The following is a 23,473-nucleotide window of genomic DNA, read 5'->3' as shown; positions in this document are numbered from 1 at the left end:
CCTGCCGGGCCGCATGCGACGAGGACGCCCCGCCGTGGCAGCTGCCACCGCGGGGCGTCCTCGTGCTGTGCGCGGGCGCCGTCCCCGCCGGGCCGCTCAGGAGCGGACGAGGCGGGCGATGGCCTGGTTGGCCTCGCGGATCTTGCCGTTCGCCTCCTGGCCGCCCTCGGCGATGGCGTCCCGGACGCAGCACTCGATGTGCTCGTCCAGGAGTTGCAGCGCGAAGGACTGGAGGGCGCGGCTGGCGGCGGATACCTGGGTTAGGACGTCGATGCAGTAGGTGTCCTGTTCGACCATGCGCTGGAGGCCACGGATCTGGCCCTCGACGCGGCGGAGCCGCTTGAGGAAGTCGTCCTTGTGGGAGCTGTAGCTGGCCATGGCCGTCTCCGGTTCCTGTGCGGTGAGGAGTGGTCTCACTCTACCGGGGCGCGTGCGGGGCGGAGCCGGCCCGGACGGGCGGGGGTGCGGCCCGTCCGGGCGGCGTCGGCGCTCAGCCCTCGACGCGGCCGATCAGGTCGTAGCCCGCCTCGTCGATCGCGGCGGCCACGTCGGAGTCGGCCAGGGCCCGGGTGCTGCCGACGGTGACCTGGCCGGTGGCGAGGTCCACGGCGACGTCGTCGACGCCGTCGAGCTTCTTCAGCTCGGCGGTCACCGAGCTGACGCAGTGGCCGCAGGTCATGCCCTTCACCTGGAAGACGGTGGTCTGGGCGGACTCGGCGGCCGGGGCCGCCTTGGCGTTGGTGCCGCACGAACCGCAGCAGGAGGAGGCGGCCTCGGTGGCGGCGGACTCGATGGTGACGGCGGTCTCGCTCATGGGTGTGCTCCTGTCGTGAGTTCCCGCACCGGCCGGGCTGTCCGGGCGGCTGTTCCACTTTGAACATACCATACCCCCCCAGGGTAATGAACCGGGTAGTCGGAACCCTCCCGGGCGCTTCCGCAGGGTGGCCTCAGCCCGGCGTGGGCCCGCAGGTGAGCAGGTACGGAACCAGCGGCCCCAGGGCGATCAGCGCGACCGTCACCAGCCGGGCGGCCGGTCGCAGTCGGGGTGCGGGCCGCAGCAGCCGGCGCATCCGCAGCAGGGTGCGCGCCCCGCCGCCGGCCGGCAGCGTGGCGGGGGAGGGGCGCAGCGAGCCCACCTCGCACATGGCCGCCGCGAGGTCCTCGGGACGGCAGCCGCGGGCGGCGCGGTCGTCCGCCAGCATCTCCAGCAACGGTGCGACCTGGGTGTGCAGCGCCCGGCCGAGCGGCAGCCGGCGGAAGGCGTCGGCGAGTCCGGCGCCGAACGCCAGCAGCAGGTGGTGGCGGCCGGTCAGGTGGGCCCGCTCGTGCTGGATCACCGCGCGCAACTGGCCCTCCGTCAGCCGTGCGACCGCCCCGCTGCTGATCACCACCGGCCCGCGGTGCAGGCAGTAGGCGACCGGCGCGGGGTGGTCCAGCAGCACGGCGCCGAGGGCGGGGTCGCTCCGGCCGGCGAGGGTGAGCCGGTCCAGGTGCTCGGCCCGGTCGCGACGGGCCCTGCGGGTGGCGGCGGCGACCCGGGCGAGCGGCCAGAGCGCGGCGAGCGCGATCGGGACCAGTACGGCCGGGCCCTCGGCGCCGGCGGGCGGTGCCCCCGGCTCGAACAGCGCCAGCAGGCCGTGGGCGTGCGCCCGGGGCCCGGCGAGGGCCAGGTGGTAGGCCGTCAGCGCGACGGCCACGGTGAAGGTGGCCGCCAGCCCGAACCAGGCGGCCAGCGCCAGGCGCGGCGCCCGCTGGGGCCAGAGCGCCCGGGCGAGCCGGACCGGCAGCAGCACGCCGGCCAGCGCCGCGTACAGCGCGAGGACGGAGGCCGCCAGGACGGTCATTCGGCGCGCTCGGCGAGCAGTGCCTCCAGCGCGGCGCGCAGCGCATGCCGCTCCTCGGGGGTGATCTGCTCGGCGAAGGCGGCGAGGGCGGTGGAGCGGTCGGCGCTGGCGGTGAGGGCGTCGGCCATCAGCGCGGCGGTGTACTCCTCGCGGCTGCGCACGGTCTCGTACAGCCAGATCCGGCCGGCCTTGCGGCGGTGCAGATGGCCCTTGTGGTAGAGGATCTCGGCCACCGTCATCACGGTGGTGTAGGCGATCGGGCGGCAGGTGTTGAGGTCGTCCACGAGTCTGCGGACCGTGGTCGGTTCGTTCCAGGACCAGAGCCGGTCCATGATCTCCGCCTCGAGTTCCCCCAAGCGCCGCATCTCCGGTGCCCCCTCGCACTCGTCGCCCTCGCGTCCGATGATCCCTCCGCCATGGTAGGCGGTGGGCCCGCCGAGGGGGAGGGGCGGCAACCGGAGGGGGGTGGGGTATCAGCGGAAGTCCACGGCAACTACCTTGTCAACTCCGGTGAAAGATCCGGGCATTTCGGGATACCCCCTTGCTTTCGCCCCCCGGTCCGGCCGCATCCTGGGCGTCATGACGACTCGTGAACCGACCGCCGGCGCGGCCGCACCGGAGCGCGCCCCCGAACTCGACCCCCGCACCCTGGTGGTGCACGCCGCAGCCCGGCACGCGGCGGGCGGGCGCGGCCGCACCGGCCCGCTGAGCGTGCCGATCCACCAGACCACCGGCTTCGCCTTCGACGACGCGGACGCCATCGCCGCCGCGATGGCCGGGCCGGACGGCGACTTCGTCTACACCCGGCGCGGCAACCCGACGGTCCGCGCGCTGGAGCGGTCGGTCGCCGCGCTGGAGGGCGGAGCGGCGGCGATCGCCAGCTCCTCCGGGATGGGGGCGATGAGCGCCGTACTGCTGTCGCTGCTGAAGCCCGGTGACCACGTGCTGGCCCAGAAGTGCCTGTACGGCGGCACCTATTCGGTGCTGAGCGACCTCGGCCGCCGCTACGGGATCGAGACCAGCTACCTGGACGCCGAGCACCCGGAGGAGATCGCCGAGGCCCGGCGGCCGACCAGCCGGCTGCTCCTGCTGGAGACCATCGCCAACCCGACCACCCGGGTCCGCGACCTGCCCGCGCTGCTCGCGGCCGGGCACGCGCACGGGCTGCTCGGCGTGGTGGACAACTCGCTGGCCTCACCGATCCTGTGCCGCCCGATCGAGCACGGCGCGGACGTGGTGGTGCACTCCAGCACCAAGTACCTGGCCGGGCACAGCGACGTGCTCGGCGGGATCGCGGTCTTCGCGGACCGGGACCTGCACCGCACGGTCTGGACCCGCGCGGTCGAACTCGGCGCCACGCCGGACCCGTTCGCCGCCTGGCTGACCATCCGCGGGCTCCAGACGCTCGCGGTGCGGATGCGCCAGCACGGCGAGAACGCGGCGCTGCTGGCGCAGCGGCTGGCCGCCCATCCGGCGGTGGAGGCGGTGCACTGGCCGGGCCTGGCCGGCCACCCGGACCGGGCGGTGGCGGACCGGCTGCTGGCCGGGTACGGCGGGATGCTCTCCTTCGACCTGGCCGGTGGCCGGGAGGCGGGCCGGCGGTTCGTCGGCGCCGTCCGGCTGGCCCGGCTGGCGCTGTCGATCGGCGGCGTGGAGACCCTGGTGACCCACCCGGCCTCCACCTCGCACCGGGAACTGGGGGACGTCCAGCTGAAGGAGGCCGGCATCGGACCGGGCACGGTCCGGCTCTCGGTCGGCATCGAGGACGCCGAGGACCTCTGGCGCGACCTCGCCCAGGCCCTGTCCGGTCCGGCCTGACGCCCGCCCTCGCCGCTCCTTCGCGGCCGACCGCCGCTCCTTCGCGGCCGACCGCCGCCCCTTCGTGGCCGACCCGCCCGCGACGCCCGGCAGTCGCCCGGTTGTTCTGACATAGTCGCTTTTTTGGATTGACCAAATCATTGGTGGGTGGCCTACCGTGAAGGGGTCTCGACAGCCCGCGCCGGGTCCGTGCGGACCGACCGCCTCCGGTGCCGACGGCAGGGGAAATCCGTGTACTACTTCGAGGACTTCAAGCCCGGCGACGTGTTCGAACTCGGCACCGTGACCGTGACCTTGGACGAGATCGTCGCCTTCGGCCGGCAGTACGACCCGCAGCCCTTCCACGTCGACCCGGACCGCGCGCAGGCCTCGCCGTACGGCGGGATCATCGCGAGCGGCTGGCAGACGGCCGGGCTGTTCATGCGCCGCTACGTCGACGGCCTGCTCGCCGACAGCGCCTGTGCCGGCTCGCCCGGCGTGGACGAGATCCGCTACCACCGGCCGGTGCGGCCCGGCGACGTGCTGACCGCCCGGGTGCGGGTGGTCAGCGTCGCGCCCTCGCTCGGCCGGCCGACCACCGGGATCGTCCAGCCGCGATGTGAACTCGTCGACGACGAGGGCCGGTTGGTCTTCAGCATGATCCTGCACAGCATCTTCGAACGTCGGCGGACCCGGAACTCCGCGCCGCTCTCGGTGGACCCGGTGCACCCGGAGCCCGTCGCGTCGCCCGTCACCGCGGCCTGACGCTCCGCCGGTGCGGCCCGAAGGCCGCCGGCGCCCCAGCCGGCGCCCCAGCCGTCGCCGCGGCCCCGGAGCCCGTCACCGCGAGCCGAAGCCCCGTTCACCGGGGCCCGGAGCCGGCCCCCGCCCGCCGACCGTCAATCCCGAAGGAGCCCATCCCATGGAAGCAGTCTCGAAAACCGCCCAGTGGACGGCCGCCGCGCGAGCGCTGGAGTCCGAACGGCCGGACGCCGTCTTCGTCGACCCGTACGCCCGCACCGTCGCCGCCGACACCGGCTTCAAGCTGCTCGACCGCTACGCGGGCGCCGGCACCGTGGAGTTCCTGGCGATCCGCACCGGCTACCTGGACCGCGCGATCGCCAAGGCGGTGGCCGACCGGGGCATCCGCCAGGTGGTGTTCGTGGCCGCCGGCATGGACACCCGCCCGTACCGCCTCGACTGCTGGGCCCCGGGCACCACCGTCTACGAACTCGACCGCCCGGCCCTGCTGTTGGCCAAGGACCAGCTGCTGGGCAACTCCGAGCCGCCGAACGGCGTCACCCGGCAGCCGGTGGCCGTGGACCTGGCGGGGGAGTGGACCGAACTGCTGCTGCTGGCCGGCTTCCGCACCGACCGGCCCACCCTCTGGGTGGTCGAGGGGCTGAGCTTCTTCCTCGCCGAGGACGACGTGCGCCGGCTGCTCGGCACCATCCGCCGGCTGTCCGCCGCCGGGACCGTCCTGCTCGGCGACTTCGCCAGCCGGGTCTCGCTGGTCAACCCGCTGGCCCGGCCGTTCCTGAACGCCCTCGCCGAGGACGGCGCGCCCTGGCGGTTCGGCACCGACGAGCCCGAGACGTTCCTCGCCGAGTGCGGCTGGCGGGCCCGCGAGGTGCGCCAACCCGGGGAGGACGGCGCCGAGTTCGGCCGCTGGCCGTACCGGGTGGTGCCCCGCGAGGTGCCCGGCGTGCCGCGGTCCTTCCTGTACACCGCCGACCCGGCCTGACCCGGCCCCGAGCCAGGAGGTACCCCCGCATGACCACCCCCTTCCGCGACCGGGTGATCGACGACGCCGCCGCGGCCGTCCGCGGCCTGACCGTCGCCCTCGGCGAGCGCCTCGGCCTGTACCGGGCCCTGTCCGGCGCCGGCCCGCTCACCGCCAAGGAGTTCGCCGTCCGCACCGGCCTGGACGAGCGCTACGCCACCGAGTGGCTGCACGCCCAGACCAGCGCCGACTACCTGGAGCACGACCCCGAGCAGGACACCTTCCGGCTGCCCGAGGAGCACGCCGCCGTCCTCGCGAACGAGGACGACCCGGCCTACGTCGCCGCCTTCTTCACCGCCCTCAAGGCCCTCTACGCCACCGAGGACCAGCTGGTGCGCGCCTACCGCGAGGGCGGCGGCGTCGAGTGGTCCGACCACGACGACGCGCTGGACACCGGCATGGGCGCCTTCTTCCTGCCCGGCTACCGGGCGAACCTCGTCCAGCACTGGCTGCCCGCGCTGGACGGCGTGGCCGACCGGCTTCGGGCCGGCGGCAAGGTCGCCGACGTCGGCTGCGGAGTCGGCCACTCGACCCTGATCATGGCCGAGGCCTTCCCCGACGCCGAGTTCACCGGTTTCGACTACTCCGCCGCCGCCATCGAGCACGCCCGTGAACTGGCCCGCCGGGCCGGCCTCGCCGACCGGGTCCGCTTCGAGGTCGCCCCCGCCGACGCCTTCCCCGGCCGGGACTACGACCTGGTCAGCTACTTCAACGTGCTGCACGACCTGGGCCACCCCGTCCCGGCCGCCCGCTGGGCGCACCAGGCGCTCGCCGAGGACGGCGTGTGGATGATCGTCGAACCCAACGCCCGCGCCGCGCTCGCCGACAACCGCAACCCGGCCGGGCGGATGTTCATGAGCCTGTCCGCCGTGATGTGCCTGCCGGTGGCCGCCGCCCAGCGGGGCCCGCACGCGCTCGGCAACCACTCCGGCGAGCAGGCGCTGCGCGCCATCGCCGAGGAGGCCGGCTTCACCCGCTGGCGCCGCGCCGCCGAGACCCCCGTCAGCGCGGTCTACCAGGCGCGCCGCTGAGCCAGGGCCGCCGCCGCGACAGCGCGCCGCCGACACACGGCCGCTGCCGCGACCGGCCGGCCACCGAGAAAGGGCCGCCGCCGAGGCAGGCCCCCGCCACTGAGACAGGGCCGCCGCCGAGCCCCGAGCCCCCGAAGGAGTCCGCCCCATGACCACCGCGCCCCGACTCGACGTTTCCGACCGGTTCCGCGAACTCCTCGACCGCCTCACCGAGAAGGCCATCGAGGACTACTACAACCCGTACCAGCGCTTCGACTGGGTCGACCACCTGGACGAGGACCAGTGGTGGATGAGCCCCGAGCTGATCTCGGTGGCCGGTACCGCCCAGGCGGAGCAGCTGGACGAGGCCACCCTCAAGCGGCTGTCCAAGTGGGAGAGCATCAACTTCTACAGCCTCAACGTGCACGGCATCCGCGAACTCCTGATGGAGGTGGTCAACCGGATCCACCAGCCGGGCTTCGAGGCGCCCTCGGACTTCTTCCACCACTTCATCGGCGAGGAGAACGAACACATGTGGTTCTTCGCCGAGTTCTGCCTGCGCTACGGCCAGAAGATCTACCGGCCGCCGGTCGTCGCCCTCGGCGCCGCGCCGCTGTTCGAGCCGGAGGTGGAGAACTTCCTGGTGTTCGCCCGGATCCTGTTCTTCGAGGAGATGGTCGACCACTACAACATGGCGATGGGGCAGGACGACCGGCTCTGCCGCACCATCCGCCAGGTCAACGCGATCCACCACCAGGACGAGTCCCGGCACATCGCCTTCGGCCGCGAACTGGTCGCCCACCTCTACGGGTTGATGCGCGTCCGGGTCGACGAGGAGCGGCTGCGGGAGGTCGAGGCGTACCTCAAGCGGTACATCGTCTACAGCGTCAACTCCTTCTACAACCCCGAGGTCTACCGCGACGCCGGGATCGCCGACCCGCTGGCCCTGCGCGCCGCCGTCCTCGCCGACCCGGCCCGGCGCGTCGCCGAGCGCCGGGTGATCCGCAAGCCGATGGCCTTCTTCCGCAAGATCGGCCTGTTCACGGACGACACCCTGCCGGTCGGCTGAACCCGGCCCCTCGGACCCCCGGTCCGCCCCTCGTCCGTCCCCGTCCACCCTTGTCCGTTCCCCGTCCGCCGCTGTCCGTTCCCCGTCCGCCGCTGTTCGTCCCCGTCCGTCCCGACCACCGAGACCCCACGAGGTACCGATGAGTCCCACCGAAGCACCACCGGTCCGCGCCGCGGACCAGGGCGGCCTGTTCGCCCTCGGGCCCGAGGCCACCGCCCTGTTGCGCCTGCTGGACGACACCTTCGCCGGCTGGGGCGTCCAGGCCGGGGCCGCGCCGCTCACCATGCCCGCGCTGCTGCCCGCCGCCGACCTGGCCCGGCTCGACTACTTCGACAACTTCCCGCACCAGGCGATCCTCGCCAGCCCGCTCGACCTCGACCGGCGGACCGAGCACCCCTTCGACCCCACCGCCGGCGCCTTCCCCCGGCAGGCACTGGAGCCCGGCGCGCTCGCTCTGCCGTCCGCCGCCTGCTACGCGGTCTACCTGGACCACGCGGGCACCGAGGTCGCCGACGGCACCCTGGTCACCGTGGTCGGCCGGTGCTTCCGCAAGGAGACCGAGTACCACGACCTGCGCCGCGTCCTCGGCTTCCACATGCGCGAGGTGATCGCCATCGGCTCGCGCGAGCACGCCGAGGCCCACCTGGCCGCCTTCACCGAGCGGATCACCGCCTTCGCCCGGGCGCTCGACCTGCCGCTGGGCAAGGAGGTCGCCACCGACCCGTTCTACGACCGCGGCGGCGCCCGCCTGCTGCTTCAGCAACTCTCGCCGGTGAAGTGGGAGTTCCTGTACGAGGACCTGGCCATCGCCTCCGTCAACGTGCACCGCAACTTCTTCGGCGAGCGCTGCGGCATCACCGTGGCCGGCACCGGCGAAGCCGCCTTCACCAGCTGCGCCGCCTTCGGGCTGGAGCGCTGGCTCTCGGCCCTGACCCGCCGGCACGGCAGCTGGGAGGCGGCCACCGCCGCCGTCGAGCAGGCCGCCGGGCAGGCCGGTAGGACGGTCTGAGATGACCGCCGCCGCGGAGCCCGGGCCCCCCGCCGGCTGGGCGAACCTCGGCATGGACATCGTCTCGGCCGGGCGGGTCCGCGAGCTGATCGGCGAGCACGGCGAGCCCTTCCTCGCCCGGCTGCTCACCGAGGGCGAGCTCGCCGACTGCCGGACGGCCGACGGCATCAACGTCCTCGCCGTGTGCGGCCGGATCGCGGCCAAGGAGGCCGCCTTCAAGACCCTGCGGGTCGCCGACAGCATCCTGCCCTGGCTCGACATCGAGGTCCGCAAGGCGCCCGGAGGCTGGCCGCTGGTCGAACTGCACGGCCGCGCCGCCCGGTTGGCCGCCGACGCCGGCATCAGCGGGATCACCGTCAGCATCAGCCACGACGTCGACTACGCCGTCGCGGTCGGCGCGCCGATCCCGCTCGCCTGAGCCCCCACCCCTCCGCCCACTCCCACCCCCACCCGCACGACGACAAAGGAGTACGACCGTGTCCGACACCCTGCAGCCGATCAAGGCCTGGATCCTCAAGCGCCACCCCGAGCGGACCGACATCGCCCCGGACCTCGACCTGATCGAGAACCGGCTGATCGACTCGCTGTCCTTCGTGGAGTTCGTCTTCCTGCTGGAGCAGGTCAGCGGCCGGAAGATCGACATGACCGCGCTGGAGGTCGACCACCTGCGCACGCTGCGCGTCATCGAGGAGCGCTTCCTCACCGCGGGCGTCCGCTGACGACCCGCCCCTTCCGGCCGGTCGCGGCCGCCGCCGGGTCCCCGGGCGGCGGCCTCGGCCCCCGGGCCGACGGTCGTCGACGCACCGCCGTGGCGCGGCCGTGGTGCCGCCGCGGAAGCGGCGTGTCAACGGCGTGACAGTGGCGTTGCGGGCCCCCGGGCAGGGTGGAGGCGCTCCCTCGCACCCTCCCGACGACCGACCCCCACCATCCGAGGTGAACCCATGGACCAGACCACCCGGCAGGACCCCCAGCGGACCGCCCCGCAGACCGCCCCGCGTGGCCTGCGCGGCCTGCGCGAGATCCTGGCGTCCGGCGAGCGGACGTACTCCTTCGAGTTCTTCCCCGCCAAGGACGAGGCCGGCGAACGCGCCCTGTGGGCGGCGATCCGGCGGGTGGAGGCGGTCGCGCCGACCTTCGTCTCGGTCACCTACGGCGCCGGCGGCTCCTCGCGCGACCGCACCATCGGCACCACCGAGCGGATCGCCGCCCAGACCACGCTGCGCCCGGTGGCCCACCTGACCGCCGTCGGGCACTCCACCGCCGAGCTCCAGGCCGTCCTGCGGCGCTACGCGGACGTCGGCATCCGCGACGTCCTCGCGCTGCGCGGCGACCCGCCGGGCGACCCCAACGGCGTCTGGGAGCCGCACCCGCGGGGCCTGCGGTACGCAGCCGAACTGGTCCGGCTCGTCAAGGAGTTCGGCGCCTTCTCGGTCGGTGTGGCGGCCTTCCCGGAACGCCACCCCCGCTCGGCCGGCTGGGACGACGAGGTCCGGCACTTCGTCGCCAAGTGCCGGGCGGGCGCCGACTACGCCATCACCCAGATGTTCTTCGAGGTCGAGCACTACCTGCGGCTGCGCGACCGGCTGGCCGCGGCGGGCTGCGAGACCCCGGTCATCCCGGAGATCATGCCCGCCACCGACGTGCGCCAGATCAGCCGCTTCGCGCAGCTCAGCGGCGCGTCCTTCCCGGCCGGGCTGGCCCGGCAGCTGGACGCCGCCCGCGGCGACCGGGCGGCGGCGCACCGGATCGGCGTCGAGCACGCCACCCGGATGGCCGAGCGCCTGCTCCTGGAGGGCGCGCCCGGCCTGCACTACATCACCCTGAACCGCTGCACCGCCGCGCTGGAGATCCACCGCAACCTCGCCCCGACCGGGCCGGCGCGGGAGCCCGCGGCCCGACCACTGATCGGCAGCCCCGCCTGAGCAGTGCCACTTGAGCCGAGCAGTGCCACCTGAGCCGAGCAGTGCCACCTGAGCCGATCACTGCCACCTGAACAGCGCGACCTGCGCGGCCCTACCTGACGGGAGAACACCATGACCACCACGCGTGACCCGGACCGCCCTGGCAGACTCCTGCGCGCCGAGCGCGAGACCCTGCTGCCCCTGCTGCGCCGCACCCCGCTCGACGCCTTCGAGCTGCCCACCGCCTGCCCGGACTGGACGGTGCGCCAGCTGCTCGCCCACTGCGGCGCCGCGCTGGTGCGGATCATCGACGGGCGGCTGCCCGCCTTCACCCCCGAGCACAACGCCGCCGACGTCGCCGAACGGGCCGACTGGCCGGTCGGGCGGATCCTGGACGAGCTGGAGTTCGGCATGGCCGAAGCCGGACCGGCGATCGAGGCGGCCGGCGGCGAGCTGGACGTCATCGCCCTCGGCGAGTGGGTGCACGCCGGGGACGTCCGGGAGGCGCTGGGCCTGCCCGGGGCGTACGAGAGCCTCGGGACGGACGACGCGATCGCCCTGCTGGCCACCGTCAGCCGCGAGCGGATGACGCCCCGGGTCTGCGCGATCACCCCGTGCGGCGACTGGGTGCTGGGCAACGTGGTGGACGGCCGGGCGGCGGCCGAGCTGAGCTGTGACGAGGGCACGCTGATCCGGATGTACACCGGCCGGCCGGTGGCGCCGGAGCGCTACCGGCTGGCCGGGGCGTCGCGTGAGGAACTGGTCATCTACCGGTAGGGGAGGTCCGGGGCGCCCGGGTGGAGCCGGGGCCGTGGGGCCGGTCCGGGGCACCCGGGCCGAGCGCAGGGCGGGAGGTCAGTTCAGCTCCACCACCTGGAAGGCCTCGGCGAGCCGGCCCTCGGGCAGGCGCCCCTCCCGGGCGTGCTCGGTCTGCCAGCGGTGCAGCAGCGCCCGCAGGTCGTCCAGGTGGGCCGTCTGCGAGGTGTGCAGCCGCAGGGCGGCGAGCTTGCGGTCGAACAGCTCGGTGACGTCCACGAAGTGGTTCGGCGTCGGGCCCATGATCATCCAGAGTTCCGGCACCTCCCAGGCCTCCAGCCCCAGCGCCCGCAGCTCCGGGTGGGCGAAGGGGTTGCGGGCGTCCGGGTAGACCGCGCGCAGCGCCGCCTCCCCGGCCGCCCGGTGGTCGGGGTGGACGTCGGCGATCCGGGCCCAGTTGATCTCCGGGCTCGGCAGCACCACGACGTCCGGCCGCACCTGGCGGACGACCCGGGTGATGTCCCGGCGAAGCTCCATCGTCGGCTCCAGCCGGCCGTCCGGGTGGCCGAGGAAGCGCACCTCCCGGACTCCGGTGTACGCGGCGGCGGCGCGCTGTTCGGCGCGGCGCAGCGGGGCGATGCTCTGCCGGGGGAGGGCGGTGTCGTAACCGCCGTTGTCGCCGTCGGTGAGCACGCAGTAGGTGACCTCGGTGCCCTGGGCGGTCCAGTGCATCACGGTGCCGGCGACGCAGAACTCGGTGTCGTCGGGGTGGGCGGTCACCACCAGGGCGCGGCGGGGGGCGGGGCGCGCGGTCAACGGGCCTCCTCTGGACGGGACTTCGGCGGGACATCCGCAGGACCCCGCCAGCTTCGCCGTCCGGCCTCCCGGGGCACAACGGAGAGCGCGTGGCGTGCACCGGCCATGGCGTCAGTAGGCCACGGCAAAGATTTGGGAGAGCAAAACCAGCGAAGGGGTGTGCTCGATGTGCAGGATCTTCGGCCGGCTGGGAGAAGGCCCGGCCACCCGGGTCGACCGGGCCGACCTGGCCCGGGTCGCCGCCCGCCAGCGGCACGGCGGCCCCGACCGGCAGTCCGTGCTGACCGGCGACGGCTGGGCGCTCGGCTGCAACCGGCTGGCCGTCACCGACCCGCGCGGCGGCGACCAGCCCTACCGGCTCGGCCACGCCTTCGAGGACGGCATCCTGGTCGTCTTCAACGGCGAGATCTACAACCACGCCGAGCTGCGCCGCCGGCTGCTCACCCGCGGCCACCGGCTGCCCGACCGCTGCGACGGCTCGGTGCTGCCCGCGCTGTACGCCGAGTACGGCCCGGCGTTCGTCGAGCAGTTGGACGGGATGTACGCGGTCGCGGTGCTCGACCTGCGGGCCCGAGAACCCGAACTCCTCATCGCCACCGATCCGTTGGGCATGAAGCCGGTCTACTACCACCTGGGCGCGGACGGCCTGGAGTTCGCCTCCGAGCTGCCCGCGCTGCTCGCCTTCCCGGCCGTACGGCGGGAGCGCTGGGAGCCAGGGCTGGACCGCTACCTGCGCTACCGCACCCCGCTCGGCGAACGCACCCTGTACCGGCACGTACGGGTGCTGCCGCCGGCCGCCGTCGCCCGGTACTCGGTGTCGGGCGGGCTGCGGATCTCGCGGCGGGAGGCGCCGGCGCAGGCCGGTGCCGGCTGGGGTGCCGTGGACGAGGCCGGCGCCGGGCGGGACACCCTCGCCGCGCTGCACCGTGAGGTCGGGCGGCTGGCCCGCGCCGACGTGCCGGTGGCCGTGGTCGCCAGCGGCGGCCTGGACTCCGGACTGGTCACCGCGCTCGCCGCCCAGCACCTGCCGGACCTCCACACCTTCACCCTGGTCCACCCCGGCCACTGGCCCGGCGACGAGCGCCGCCACGCCGCCGAGGTCGCCCGGTACTGCGGCGCCGTCCACCACGAGGTCGAACTCGACCCGGCCGACCTGCCCGAGCTGCTGCCGCGCACCGTCGCCCACCTCGGCCAGCCCAACGCCGACCCGATCACCGCCTCCACCCACGCCCTGTTCGCCGCCGTCCGGGCCGCCGGCTTCACCGTCGCCCTCACCGGGGACGGGGCCGACGAGCTGTTCGGCGGCTACGACCGCATCCGCACCGCCGTCGCCACCCCGGCCGGGCGGCCCTGGGCGGGGGCGTACCTGGAGGAGGTGGCGGCGGTGCCGACCGCGCTGCGCGAGCGGCTGTACACCGCCGAGTACCGGGCCGAACTGGACGCACGGCCGGGAGCCGAACCGGGCGGCGGGTCCGGAGCCGAACCGGGTGGCGAGCCGGGAGCCGAGCAGCCGCCGCTGGTGGAGGAGGCCGACCGGATGGCCGCCATCTGGCGCTTCGAGACCGGCCTGCGGATGCCCGCCTACCACCTGCGCCGGGTCGACCACCTCAGCATGGCCTCGGCGGTCGAGGTGCGGCTGCCGTACCTCCAACCCGCCGTCCACGGCCTCGCCCGCCGCCTGCCCGGGCACCTCAAGGTCTCCGGCGGGCAGGTCAAGAAGCCGCTGTACGCCGCTGCCCGGGGGCTGGTCCCGGACTCCGTGCTGCGCAGGCCCAAGCAGCCGTTCACCCTGCCGGTCACCGCCATGCTCGCCCCCGGGCAGCCGCTCGCCGCCTTCGCCCGCGACGTGCTGGCCCCGGACCGGGTGCGCCGGGACGGGCGGTTGCGCGCGGAGAGGGTCACCGCGCTGCTCGACCGGAGGGCGGGCGTGCCGGAGGACACCGCCGCCCGCGCGGTCTGGGCGCTGCTGGTCCACCAGCTCTGGGCGGACGGCGAATCGGCCCGGCCTTGAGCGGCGCACCCCTGGTCGGCTCTCCCCTGGTGGGCCACCTCGCACGGGCGGTCGACGCGCCCTGCCCGACCCTGGTCCTGGACGCGGCGCTGCTGCCCGCCGACGAGTGGCGGCTGCGCCCCGCCCTGGCCGCCATCCGCCGCCAACTCGGTGGTCAGGTACTGAAGTTCGCGTTGATCTCCCGGTCCGTCGAGCCCGGCTGGGATCTCGACTACCGCTTCGTCCAGGGCCTCCCGGGCCGGGTCGAGCGCTTCGACTTCGGAGCCGCCTGCGGGCACTCCGGGCTGGCGGCCGCGCTGGTCGCCGAACTGCTGGGCTGGGTGGGGCCGTTGCGGCGCCCGGGGGCGGCGGTGCGGTTGCGCGGCCGGGGCGGCACCCTGGTGGTCGAGGCCGCAGGGGAGCCGCCGGCAAGGGCGTCATCGGCCGGGACGCGGTCCGCCGGAGGGTGTTCGGCCGGGACGCGGTCTTCCGGGCCGGGTGAGTACGTGCTGCACTACGAGCCCACGGCGGCCCCGGAGTTGCTACCCACGGGCCGGGCGTACGAACCGCTGCGGACGGACGCGGGCGAGGTCGGCGCCTCGCTGGTCTCGTTCGGCAACCCGTACGCCTTCGTGGCCGCCGCGGACCTCGGGCTGCGGGGCAGCGCCGAACTGTTCGCCGCCGACGCCCGGGTGGCGGCCCGGCTGGCCCCGGTCCGTGCGGCCGCCGCCGCCCGCCTCGGCCACCCGGCGGACGGCGCCCTGCCCAAACTCGCGCTGCTCGGCGCCGCCGAGCCGGCCGGGCTGCCCGTCCGCGCCCTCACCGCCACCGGCTGGCACCCCGCCCTCGCCCTCACCGGCGCCGTCTGCCTGGCCGCCGCCCTCACCGTCCCCGGCACCCTCCCGCACCGCCTCGCCGCCGGCGCGGCGCCGCCCCTGCTCACCCCCGCCGGGCCGGTCACCGCCACCGCCGTGAGGGAGGCCGGGCGCCTCGCCCGGGTGAGCGTCCCGCACAAGCGCGCCCGGGTCCTGGGCCGGGTCGTCCTGGCCGGAGCCGGCCTCGCGTCCGAGGCCGCCTGAACCCTCGCGGGCTCTCCCGGGTCTTCGCCGGGTTCCGGCCCGCCGGCCGCCCCCGCCGTGGCGGCCACACGCCACGGCGGGGGCACGCCGCCTCCAGGGCGCCACCGGGGCCGGACGGGCTGGAACGATGAGTCGTGCGCGGTGTCGCGCCGCGCGCGGTGCCCGAACGCTCCGGGGCCCCGCCCCGCCCTTTTTCATGCGCGCCGCAGGGCTGCCGCCGTGTCCGCGTCCGGCCGCACGACAGAAGGAACGTGCCCATGAGATTCCACAACCTGAGGGTCGTCGTCACCGGCGCGTCCCGTCCGTTCGGCCGCTCCCTGGCGGTGGGCTTCGCCCACCTCGGGGCCGAGGTGTTCGTGTCGGCGCGGACCAAGTCCGCGGCGGAGGTGGTCAGCGGGCAGATCGAGGGCGTGGCGTGCGAACGCATCCACACCTTCGGCTGCGACCTGAGCAAGCCCGCCGAGATCGCCCGGTTCGCCCGCCAGGTCGGCGAGTTGACCGACCGGGTCGACCTGCTGGTCAACAACGGCGCCCGCTGGCTCGGGGGCGTCGCGCTGGACGACGCCTCCGACGAACAGATCGTCGAGACGATCGGCGCGACCGCCGGCGGCACGGTGCTGATGGTCAAGCACTTCCTGCCGCTGCTGCGGAACTCCCAGCGGCCCGACATCGTCAACATGGTCTCGGTGTCCGGCCTGGACACCGACGACGGCTCGCCCGCCCACGACGCCTTCCACGCCGCGAAGAGCGCCCAGGCCGGGTTCGCGGACGTGCTGGCCCGCCGGCTGCGGCCCTCCGGGGTGCGGGTGATGGCGCTCTACCCGCCCGACTTCTCCAGCTCCGACCCGAGCGCTGCCGAGTGGGACGGCGCCCACCAGGGCAGCACCCGCGGCGGCGGCCGCCCCGGCACCCAGCACGGCCCGCGCGAACGGCTCACCGCGCAGGCCCTGTTCGACTGCCTCGCCTTCGCGGTCGACCAGCCGAGGGACTGCTTCATCCGGTCCTTCCACTTCGAACCCCGATGACGGGACGAAGCGAGCGAACAACGACGGGGGCAACCCGACGGCAAGGAGGCCCGTCCATGACCACCACACCCATCCGGATCACCGCCACCGCGCCGGTGCCCAACGGGGAGCTGCACGTCGGCCACCTGGCCGGCCCGTACGTCGCCGCGGACGTGCTGCGGCGCTTCCTGCGGGCGGACGGCCGGCCGGTACGGCTGAGCAGCGGAATCGACCAGCACCACACGGCGGTTCGGCTCTGCGCCCTGGTGCAGGGGCGCAAGGCCGAGGAGGTCGCCGACGGCTACGGCGAGAGCATCACGGTGGACCTGCAACGGGCCGGCGTCGAGTTCGACGCCCTGCTGCACCCGGACCGCGAACCCGCCTACCGCACCCACGTCCAGGACCTGCTCACCCGGCTGCACGCCGACGGCACGGTGGTGGCGCGCAGCCGGCTGCTGCCGTACTGCCGGCCCTGCGAGCGCTGGCTGCACGACGTGCTGGTCACCGGCGGCTGCCCGTACTGCGGCGCCACCTCGGGCGGCAACGTCTGTCGCTCCTGCGCCCGCCCCAACGACTGCGGGGACCTGCTGCGGCCGCTCTGCGTGCTCTGCGGCACCCCGGCCGACCTGCGCCAGTACCGGCGGCTCTACCTGCCGCTGGAGGCGCACCGCGCCGCGCTGCTCGACCACTGGGCGGCCACCCCGATGGCGCCGCGGCTCGCCGTGCTGTGCGAGCGGATGGCCCGGGACGGCCTGGCGGAGGTCGCGGTGAGCCACCCGGCGGACTGGGGCGTCGAGGTGACCGTGCCCGGCTTCGAGGAGCAGCGGGTGGACTCCCGCTTCGAGGCGGTGGCCGCGCACCTGCTGGCCGAGGAGGGGCAGCGGGGCGGAGTGCTCCAGTTCTTCGGCTTCGACCACGCGCACCTGCGACTGGCCCTGCTCCCGGCCCTGTTGCTGCACCTGGGCCGTCCGGTGCCGGTCGGCCACCAGGTCAACGAGGCGTACCGCTTCCTGGGCCGCCGGATGTCCACCGGGCAGCGGCACGCGGTCTGGGCGCTGGACGCGCTCACCGAGGCCGGCTCGGACGCGCTGCGCCGGCACGTGCTGTCCCAGCGGCCGGTGGGCCGCCCGACCGACTTCACGCTGGAGGGGCTGGACGCCTCCCGCCGGGTGCTGGAGGAGGAGTGGAACCCCTGGCTGGTGCGGCTGTTCGCCGCCCTGCGGGAGGACTGCCACGGCGCCGTCCCGGACGCGGCACCCGGCGGCGCCGGATGGACCCACCTGTGCGAGCGGCTGTCCGTCACGGCGGCCGAACTGCGCGTCGCCTACGGGCCGGAGAGCTTCGACCCGCGCCGCGCCGTCGCCCTGCTGGACGAAGCCGTCCGGCTGGTGGCGGAGTTCCAGCTGGTCAACGCGTACGAACGGGACCGCGCCGACGGCCAGTCACGCCACCGGGCCGCGCTGGTGGCCCAGTTGGCCGTCGCCCGCGCCCTGGCCGCCTGGGCCTGGCCGGTGATGCCCGAGGGCGCCACCAGGCTCGCCCGCGCCCTCGGCGACCGACCCGGCGCCCCGATCACCCCGGACACCCTCACCCCACCCCTCCCGGGCACCCGCCCGACCCCACCCACCGGCCCGCTCTTCGGCTTCTGACCCCCGCCCCCCACGTGGGCGAGGCACGAGGCAGCGAACACGAGCGGGAGCGGTAGGGCTGTTCAGTGAAAGCTCAGGAGCACCGGTGGTGACTCGTGGTGCCGGTCTCCTCGATCGAGGAGACCGGCACCGGAACCATGTTCCGGCGAAGCGCGAGGTTCAGCTGAGCGATCAGGTGGGCGTGGATCTCTTCGGCAGTGGCAGACGGAGTGGGCAGCAGCACCGGGACAGTCTTCCGCATGGGGAGATCCCGACGGCGGAGTGGCCGGCCCGGGGGCGCCGGGCCGGCCACCTCCGGGTCAGGTCACCGGGTGCGATAGGCGTCGGTGATGGTCTGGTCGAGGGTGTTGCCGTCGGTGTCGGTCAGTTCGGCGCGCAGCGAGACGCCGGTGCCGGCGGCCGGGTTGTGGAGGGTGACGGCGCCCGCTTCGAGCGGCAGGCGGGTCCAGGAGGCGCCGCCGTCGGTGGACGCGGAGACGGTGAGCGAGCGGGTGCGGCCGTCCGCGGCGGCGCCCTGGACGGTGACCGGGATCCGGACGCTGCTGCCGGCCGCCGCGGTGCCGGTGGGGTCGAGATCGGGGGAGAAGCGCACCACGCTGACCGGGAGTTCGGTCGGCCCGCCCGTGGTGGCCGAGGCGAAGGTCCAGGAGGCCGTCACCCGGCTGGTCGCGCCGGCGGCGGCCTTGCGGGTGACGGTGGTGGCCAGGCGGTAGGAGCCCGGCGCCGGAGGCACGGTGAACTCGCCTCGTCCGGGCGCGCCCGAGGTGCCGACCAGTGCGCCGTCGCGGTACAGCGAGGTGTAGGCGGTGTCGAACGAGGGGTTCGACGGCGCGTGGCCGTCGCCGTCGGCGAGCAGCGGGATGTCCGCGCTGATCCGGTCGCCGTCGCGCGAGAGGGCGGGGCGCCCGGTCAGCGCCGGGCCGAAGACCGGGCCGTCGAAGGTCCGGGTGGTGGTGGCCCCGGCCCGGACGGCGACCCGCTCGGTGGCGTAGGAGTTCGGCGCCGAGCCGTCCGCGCGGAGGGTGGTGAAGCCGACGTCCCAGGTGCCGCGCTCGGGCGTGACGACGAAGGTGGCGGTGTCCGGCGTCGGCATGCTCCGGGTGATGCCGATGGTCTTCCCGTCGGAGGGCTGGAGGCTGAGCAGGCCGAGCCCCGTGCCGCCCGGACCGGCGGCGCCGCGGACCTTCAGGGTGGCCAGCTCCGGCGCGGAGTACTGCCGGGTGAGCCCGGTCAGGGCGCGGTTGCCGGAGAAGGTCGGGCCGAGCAGGTAGTCGACGGTGTCGGTCTTCCAGTTGACGTCGAACCACTGCTTCACCGCTCCGGCCTCGGTCTCCGGCCCCAGGTGGGCGACGCGCAGGTTCGGTGACCCGTTGGCGACCTCGACCGTCCTGGTGGCACCCCCGTGCGTGACCGAGACGAACATCGCACTGTGCACGAAGGCCGCGGCGCCGTCCGGAGGCCGGACGGAGACGGGGGCGGTGGTCCGGGCGTCGACGGTGACGGTGGTGTCGTGGTCGAGGTCCAGGCGCGGCTGGACGATCCAGTCCGTCCAGACCGTGCCTCCCGGCTCCCGACCCGAGGCCAGGGTGCTGTCCAGCAGGTACCGGCCCTTGGGCAGCCGTACGGTGGTGACGCCGGAGGGGGCTTCCGGCTGGACCGAGGTGTCGGCGCCGGCGCCGGAGATCCCGGTGACGTTGGTGCGGTACGGCGCGGTCGGCCGGCCGTCGCGGTCCAGGTGCCTGATCGTCAGGGTGTACGTCTCCGGCTCGGCGGCGAAGGCCGCGCCGCCCCAGGCGGGTGCCGCGCCGCCGACCAGGGCGACGGTGGCGGCCAGCGCCCGGAGGAGGTTGCGGCGGGGAAGGGAAGTAGCGGTCATGCTCTGTACTGCTCGGCTGGGCACCGGAGTTCCTGTGATCGGCGTCACGTCGACCGGGGGGCCACTGTGGCGCAGGTCACCGGAACCGTGCCGGCCGACCGGGCAGGGCAGAGTGTGGAAGCACTCATGAGAACGCGTCTTCGCCGCGGCGACCCGGACGCCCTGGGCGAGCTGTACGACGAACACGCCCAGGCGTTGTACCGCTATGCCCTCCGCGTGACGGGGGACTGGGCGGAAGCCGAGGACGTCGTCTCGACGACCTTCCTGGAGGCCTGGCGCAGCCGGGAGAAGCTGCACCCGGACGGCGGCGACCTGTGCCCCTGGCTGCTGGGGATCGCCACCAACACCATGCGCCGCAACGCCCGGGCCCGTCGGCGCCGCGACCTCGCGCTCGCCCGGGTCCCGGAGCGCGGGGCGGTCCCGGACTTCGCCGACGACCTGGTCGCGCACCTGGCGGACGTGGACGAGCTGCGCGCCGCGCACCGCGCGCTCGCCCGGCTCCGGCGCCGCGACCGGGAGGTCTTCACCCTCGTGGTGTGGGCGGGGCTGGACTACGCGAGCGCGGCCGAGGCGCTCGGCACGCCGGTCGGCACCGTTCGCTCGCGCCTGTCCCGGGCCCGTGCCCGGCTGCGCGAACTCACCGCGGCCGAGACGAAGGCCGAGACGAAGGCCGAGGCGAAGGCCGAGACGAGGGCCAACACGAGGGCCAGCACGAGGGCCGAGACGAAGGCCGGGGCCAGGGGCGGCGCCGAGGCCGGCGCCGGCGCCAGGTCCAAGGCCGGAAAACTCCGCGCGGCGGACGGCCGGCCCGCGCGAACCACCGTCCTGTCCGTACCCGGCCGTCTGCCCGCGCTCCGGCCGTCGACCCAGGAGAGCCACGGATGAACGCCACCCTACGGCCCGGAACGCAGGGCCCGGCCGCGGAGCCCGAGCGCCGCGAACTCGCCGCACTGCTGCCGCCGCCGGCGGTGCCCGGCCTGGCCGCTGATCGCCAACTGCTGCTGAGAGAGGAGCTGTTGGGCAGGGCCGCTTCGCGGCCCCGGCCGGCCCCGGGGCGGCGGCGTCCGGCCTGGTACCGCAGCCCGGTCCGGATCGCGGTGCCGGCGCTCGCCGCCGCCCTGGCGATCGCCGGCGCCGTGGCGGTGGACCTCACCGACCCGGCCGGGCAGGGCCGTTCGGCGGCCGGGACCGGTGCCCCCGCCACCTCCGAGGCGGCACTGCTCCTCGACCGGATCGCCCTCGCCGCCGCCGCATCGGAGCAACCCGCCGTTCGCGCCGACCAGTTCGTCTACATCGAGAGCACGGTCGCCTACGCGGCGCAGAGCGCCGGGGGAGGGCCCGTGACGGTGGCGCCCGCGCACACCAGGCGGGTGTGGCTGTCCGCCGACGGCAGCCGTCCCGGCCTGTTGCGCGAGGAGGGCGCGCCCGACACCCCGCTCGGCGAGGACGGAACGGTCTTCCACCTCGACCGGTGGGGCGCGACGCCCCGCCCCGGCTCCGCGCGCCCCGGCGGCCCGTCGATCGGTGACCCGACCCATGCGTACGTCGCCTCGCTGCCCACCGATCCGGACGCCCTGCTGAAGCTCATCCGGGACGAGACCGAGGGCCGCTCCGGCGGCGCCGAGGACCAGAACCAGCGGGCGTTCACGGCCATCGGAGACCTGCTGGCCGAGACCTGGGCGCCGCCGCAGGTCGGCGCCGCGCTCTACCGGGCCGCGGAGCGCATCCCCGGCGTCACGGTCGTGCCTTCGGCGACCGACGCCGCCGGGCGCGAAGGCGTCGCCGTGGCCCGTACGGCGCACGGGCGGCAGACGCAGTGGGTGTTCGACCGGGTGACGTACGCGTTCCTCGGCGAGCGCACCGTCGTCACCGGAGCCGAGCGCACGGCAGGATCCGGAGCCGAAAGCACGGCAGCAGCCGGAGCCGACGGCGCGGTGCCGGTCGGGACGGTGCTCGGCAGCTCCGCCGTCCTCAGCCGGGCCGCGGTCGACCGCGTCGGTGAACTCCCCTCGGCGCCACGGTGATCGAGGCCGGTCACTCCGGGCGGCGGACCCGGCAGTCGGGGCACTCGCCGTGGAAGACCAGCTCGGTGTCGTCGACGCGCCAGCCCCTCAGGCCCTTGCGGGGCGGCGCGGGCGCCTCGGCGTCGACGTTGGCGACCCTGCCGCAGCGGGTGCACAGCGCGTGGTGGTGCGGGGGGCCGGAGAGCTCGAACACGGCGGTGCGGCCGGGGCGTTCGAACTTGCGCACCAGCCCGGTCTCCAGGAAGTTGCGCAGCATCTCGTAGACGGCCTGGCTGGTGAGCGTGCCGAGGCGTTCGCGGGCGGCCTCGGTGATGGACTCGACGTCCTGGTGCGGTTCGGCGGCGAGCAGCTGGAGCACCTCCAGCCGGGGGCCGGTCACCCGCAGCCCCACGTCCCGGAGTTGGCGGGCGGCGGCCTCGCGGTGCGCTGCCAGGTTCGCGCGGTCCGCCGTCAGGGTCTCGCGCGCCATCAGCCCCACCCACCGCAGCTCGACCAAAGATTTGGTCCCATCGTACCTTGTGGTCCACCGCGGGAATCCGGACCGGGTACGGACCGGGCACGGGCCGGGCACGGGCCGGGGAGCCCGGACGCGACGGGGTCGAGGACCTCGGGGGGTGCCGAAACGGTCGATCCGGACGGCGGGCACGCGGAGCCCTTCGCCCGGGCGATGTCCGACGCCCCGTCGGACCCGGTTGTCGATCACCGGACCCCAGGCCCCCGGCTGGCCGCGGTCAGTCCAGCCAGCCGAGCTTCGCCGCCCGCACGCCCGCCTCGAAGCGGCTGGAGGCGCCGAGTTCCTGCATCACCTCGGAGAGCAGGCGGCTGAGGGTGCGCAGCGAGATGCCGAGGGAGCGGGCGATCTTCTCGTCCTTCATGCCCGCCGCGAGCATCCGGATCGCGGCGTGCTGCTGGTCGGTGAGGCGGTCGCTGCCGTGCTGGTACTCCTCGGTGCGGCCGAGAACGGCGGAGGTGTGCCAGCAGTAGTCGTAGAGCGCGGTGTAGGAGCGGACGAGGGCGGAGCCGCGGGCCAGGATGGCGCCGGAGTCGAGGTCGTCCGGGTCGATCGGGAGCAGGGCGACGCGGCGGTCGCTGAGGATCATGTTGAGCGGGACGACGGCCGCGAGCCGTACCTCGACGCCGAGTTCGATCTGCCGCTGGAAGAAGTCGGCGAGGGCCGGGACGGAGAGGAAGCGCTGCTGGTAGATCGCCCGGACGCGGGCGCCGGCCTCGATCAGCCGGCGGTCGCGGTCGAGGCCGGCGGTCAGGAACTCTCCGGTGGGCAGGGCGCCCGGGTGCATGGAGGCGATCTCGGTGCGGACGGTGTCGGAGAGGCCCTCCAGGGTCTGCTGGACACTGCTGCTGCCGGTCAGCACCTCGACCTCGACCTCGGAGGGCACCGCCACGCCGCCGCGCAGGTAGCGCCGGGTGAGCTCCTCGACGGCGGTGTAGGCGAGTTCGGTGCGCCGCTGGCGGGCACGCGCCTCCTGGGCCTCGCGGGCGAGGACGCGCAGCAGGGCGACCTCCGGGTCGACCGCGGTGACCTGCGCGTCCTCGTCCGGTCCGGTGCCGCTGATCAGGCCGAGGGACTCCAGCTCGGCCCGGCACTCGGCGGCCTGGGGTGCGGAGAGGCCGAGTTCGCCGGTGAGGGCGGAGAACCGGTGGGAGCCGCGGGCCCGGAGTGCGCGGTAGACGGACAGTGCGTGCTCGGAGGATTTGCCTCCGGTGGATGTCGCCAACGTCGCCCCCCTCGTCACCCCTGGGGAGGCATGGTACCCGAGGTTCCGTTACGTTCCGGCAACACAACGTCGGTGCCGGGAGCGGACGTTCACCGCGTGCAGGGGGCCTCTCCCGCGTTGCGGAGCGGAG

At 74.9% G+C, this 23,473-nt stretch carries 25 protein-coding genes; 16 read left to right on the top strand and 9 right to left on the bottom strand.

The genetic code is table 11. The annotated features are described in order from the left end of the window. Positions 1-96: 96 nt before the first annotated feature. The 4 genes from ACZ55U_RS12720 to ACZ55U_RS12705 all read right to left on the bottom strand — a co-directional run bounded on the left by ACZ55U_RS12720 (position 97) and on the right by ACZ55U_RS12705 (position 2,209). The gene (locus tag ACZ55U_RS12720; protein ID WP_465525425.1) at positions 97-417 is read right to left on the bottom strand and encodes a metal-sensitive transcriptional regulator; all 321 of its coding nucleotides are present in this window, start codon (positions 415-417) and stop codon (positions 97-99) included. A gap of 73 nt (positions 418-490) precedes the next feature. Next, positions 491-814 carry a heavy-metal-associated domain-containing protein gene (locus ACZ55U_RS12715; protein WP_465525423.1) on the bottom strand — a complete coding sequence of 108 codons (324 nt, stop codon included), beginning with the start codon at positions 812-814 and terminating at the stop codon, positions 491-493. 133 nt (positions 815-947) lie between these two features. Then, positions 948-1,844, bottom strand: a complete 897-nt coding sequence (locus ACZ55U_RS12710) for a M56 family metallopeptidase (protein ID WP_465525421.1) — start codon at positions 1,842-1,844, stop codon at positions 948-950. Continuing rightward, positions 1,841-2,209, bottom strand: coding sequence for a BlaI/MecI/CopY family transcriptional regulator (locus ACZ55U_RS12705; RefSeq protein WP_465525419.1), 369 nt, complete (start codon positions 2,207-2,209; stop codon positions 1,841-1,843). Before ACZ55U_RS12705 ends, ACZ55U_RS12710 begins: the two co-directional genes overlap by 4 nt. A gap of 214 nt (positions 2,210-2,423) precedes the next feature. Here ACZ55U_RS12705 and ACZ55U_RS12700 point away from each other — a divergent pair, with 214 nt between their 5' ends. The 10 genes from ACZ55U_RS12700 to ACZ55U_RS12655 all read left to right on the top strand — a co-directional run bounded on the left by ACZ55U_RS12700 (position 2,424) and on the right by ACZ55U_RS12655 (position 11,190). Continuing rightward, positions 2,424-3,662, top strand: a complete 1,239-nt coding sequence (locus tag ACZ55U_RS12700) for a trans-sulfuration enzyme family protein (protein WP_465525417.1) — start codon at positions 2,424-2,426, stop codon at positions 3,660-3,662. 231 nt (positions 3,663-3,893) lie between these two features. After that, positions 3,894-4,406, top strand: coding sequence for a MaoC family dehydratase (locus ACZ55U_RS12695; RefSeq protein ID WP_465525415.1), 513 nt, complete (start codon positions 3,894-3,896; stop codon positions 4,404-4,406). Between the two features lie 157 nt (positions 4,407-4,563). Further along, complete coding sequence (locus ACZ55U_RS12690; RefSeq protein WP_465525413.1) at positions 4,564-5,385, top strand: class I SAM-dependent methyltransferase; 822 nt, start codon at positions 4,564-4,566, stop codon at positions 5,383-5,385. A gap of 29 nt (positions 5,386-5,414) precedes the next feature. After that, positions 5,415-6,455 (top strand): class I SAM-dependent methyltransferase, encoded by a 1,041-nt coding sequence (locus tag ACZ55U_RS12685; RefSeq protein WP_465525411.1) that lies wholly within the window; start codon positions 5,415-5,417, stop codon positions 6,453-6,455. Between the two features lie 148 nt (positions 6,456-6,603). Then, the gene (locus ACZ55U_RS12680; protein ID WP_465525409.1) at positions 6,604-7,503 is read left to right on the top strand and encodes a diiron oxygenase; all 900 of its coding nucleotides are present in this window, start codon (positions 6,604-6,606) and stop codon (positions 7,501-7,503) included. 139 nt (positions 7,504-7,642) lie between these two features. Next, the gene (locus ACZ55U_RS12675; protein WP_465525407.1) at positions 7,643-8,512 is read left to right on the top strand and encodes a class-II aminoacyl-tRNA synthetase family protein; all 870 of its coding nucleotides are present in this window, start codon (positions 7,643-7,645) and stop codon (positions 8,510-8,512) included. A 1-nt stretch (position 8,513) separates the two neighbouring features. Further along, complete coding sequence (gene acpS, locus ACZ55U_RS12670; protein ID WP_465525405.1) at positions 8,514-8,930, top strand: holo-ACP synthase; 417 nt, start codon at positions 8,514-8,516, stop codon at positions 8,928-8,930. Between the two features lie 58 nt (positions 8,931-8,988). Then, on the top strand, positions 8,989-9,231 hold the full coding sequence (locus ACZ55U_RS12665; RefSeq protein ID WP_465525403.1) for an acyl carrier protein: 243 nt from the start codon (positions 8,989-8,991) through the stop codon (positions 9,229-9,231). Between the two features lie 222 nt (positions 9,232-9,453). After that, the gene (metF, locus tag ACZ55U_RS12660) at positions 9,454-10,434 is read left to right on the top strand and encodes a methylenetetrahydrofolate reductase [NAD(P)H] (protein WP_465525401.1); all 981 of its coding nucleotides are present in this window, start codon (positions 9,454-9,456) and stop codon (positions 10,432-10,434) included. A gap of 111 nt (positions 10,435-10,545) precedes the next feature. Beyond that, a complete protein-coding gene (locus tag ACZ55U_RS12655) occupies positions 10,546-11,190 on the top strand; it encodes a maleylpyruvate isomerase family mycothiol-dependent enzyme (protein ID WP_465525399.1) in 645 nt (214 codons plus the stop codon). A 78-nt stretch (positions 11,191-11,268) separates the two neighbouring features. Here ACZ55U_RS12655 and ACZ55U_RS12650 read toward each other — a convergent pair whose 3' ends face one another. Continuing rightward, positions 11,269-11,985, bottom strand: coding sequence for a PIG-L deacetylase family protein (locus ACZ55U_RS12650; protein WP_465525397.1), 717 nt, complete (start codon positions 11,983-11,985; stop codon positions 11,269-11,271). 166 nt (positions 11,986-12,151) lie between these two features. Here ACZ55U_RS12650 and asnB point away from each other — a divergent pair, with 166 nt between their 5' ends. The 4 genes from asnB (at position 12,152) to ACZ55U_RS12630 (ending at position 17,707) form a co-directional block, all read left to right on the top strand. Next, on the top strand, positions 12,152-13,996 hold the full coding sequence (asnB, locus tag ACZ55U_RS12645) for an asparagine synthase (glutamine-hydrolyzing) (RefSeq protein WP_465525395.1): 1,845 nt from the start codon (positions 12,152-12,154) through the stop codon (positions 13,994-13,996). Next, positions 13,993-15,054, top strand: coding sequence for a PrpF domain-containing protein (locus ACZ55U_RS12640; RefSeq protein WP_465525393.1), 1,062 nt, complete (start codon positions 13,993-13,995; stop codon positions 15,052-15,054). Before asnB ends, ACZ55U_RS12640 begins: the two co-directional genes overlap by 4 nt. A gap of 257 nt (positions 15,055-15,311) precedes the next feature. Next, positions 15,312-16,079: an SDR family oxidoreductase gene (locus ACZ55U_RS12635; RefSeq protein ID WP_465525391.1), complete on the top strand. Its 768-nt coding sequence runs from the start codon at positions 15,312-15,314 to the stop codon at positions 16,077-16,079. A 56-nt stretch (positions 16,080-16,135) separates the two neighbouring features. Then, positions 16,136-17,707 (top strand): class I tRNA ligase family protein, encoded by a 1,572-nt coding sequence (locus ACZ55U_RS12630; protein WP_465525390.1) that lies wholly within the window; start codon positions 16,136-16,138, stop codon positions 17,705-17,707. A 73-nt stretch (positions 17,708-17,780) separates the two neighbouring features. On the opposite strand, the gene ACZ55U_RS12625 is transcribed toward ACZ55U_RS12630, so the two are convergent. Continuing rightward, complete coding sequence (locus ACZ55U_RS12625) at positions 17,781-17,948, bottom strand: hypothetical protein (protein WP_465525389.1); 168 nt, start codon at positions 17,946-17,948, stop codon at positions 17,781-17,783. Positions 17,949-18,011: 63 nt separating this feature from the next. Beyond that, positions 18,012-19,583 carry a serine protease gene (locus ACZ55U_RS12620; RefSeq protein WP_465525387.1) on the bottom strand — a complete coding sequence of 524 codons (1,572 nt, stop codon included), beginning with the start codon at positions 19,581-19,583 and terminating at the stop codon, positions 18,012-18,014. A 126-nt stretch (positions 19,584-19,709) separates the two neighbouring features. On the opposite strand from ACZ55U_RS12620, the gene ACZ55U_RS12615 reads away from it, so the two are divergent. Together ACZ55U_RS12615 and ACZ55U_RS12610 are read left to right on the top strand one after the other, a co-directional pair. Further along, positions 19,710-20,468: an RNA polymerase sigma factor gene (locus ACZ55U_RS12615; protein ID WP_465525385.1), complete on the top strand. Its 759-nt coding sequence runs from the start codon at positions 19,710-19,712 to the stop codon at positions 20,466-20,468. Then, the gene (locus tag ACZ55U_RS12610) at positions 20,465-21,607 is read left to right on the top strand and encodes a CU044_5270 family protein (protein ID WP_465525383.1); all 1,143 of its coding nucleotides are present in this window, start codon (positions 20,465-20,467) and stop codon (positions 21,605-21,607) included. Before ACZ55U_RS12615 ends, ACZ55U_RS12610 begins: the two co-directional genes overlap by 4 nt. Positions 21,608-21,617: 10 nt before the next feature. On the opposite strand, the gene ACZ55U_RS12605 is transcribed toward ACZ55U_RS12610, so the two are convergent. Together ACZ55U_RS12605 and ACZ55U_RS12600 are read right to left on the bottom strand one after the other, a co-directional pair. After that, positions 21,618-22,076: a Fur family transcriptional regulator gene (locus ACZ55U_RS12605; protein ID WP_465525381.1), complete on the bottom strand. Its 459-nt coding sequence runs from the start codon at positions 22,074-22,076 to the stop codon at positions 21,618-21,620. Positions 22,077-22,338: 262 nt separating this feature from the next. Continuing rightward, the gene (locus ACZ55U_RS12600; RefSeq protein WP_465525379.1) at positions 22,339-23,343 is read right to left on the bottom strand and encodes a helix-turn-helix transcriptional regulator; all 1,005 of its coding nucleotides are present in this window, start codon (positions 23,341-23,343) and stop codon (positions 22,339-22,341) included. Positions 23,344-23,473 lie beyond the last annotated feature (130 nt).

Source organism: Kitasatospora sp. NPDC034533 (genome assembly GCF_055575155.1).
This window is presented reverse-complemented; position numbering and strand designations above follow the sequence as displayed.